The 244-nt window shown below is 63.5% G+C and carries 1 protein-coding gene; it reads left to right on the top strand.

The genetic code is table 11. From position 1 onward, the window contains the following. Window positions 1-244 (top strand): alpha/beta fold hydrolase (locus SB765_RS32870; RefSeq protein ID WP_410932927.1); only part of this gene is annotated, 244 nt, incomplete at both ends.

Below are 244 nucleotides of genomic sequence, written 5' to 3' on the forward strand. Positions count from 1 at the left end.
GTATGGGACGGCCATGACATGGACCACTATGCCGATGATACGGCTGCCGTGGTTACTCACCTTGGCACTCAGGGCGCCGTGCATGTCGGACACTCGACCGGTGGTGGCGAGGTGGTGCGCTACATAGCGCGGCACCCGGAAGACAAGGTGGCGAAGGCCGTGCTGATCGCCGCTGTACCACCACTGATGGTGCAAACACCCGCCAACCCCGGCGGCCTGCCCAAGTCGGTGTTTGACGGGTTTC

The sequence above is a fragment of the Pseudomonas sp. SIMBA_067 genome, assembly GCF_046534675.1.
Classification (GTDB): domain Bacteria; phylum Pseudomonadota; class Gammaproteobacteria; order Pseudomonadales; family Pseudomonadaceae; genus Aquipseudomonas; species Aquipseudomonas putida.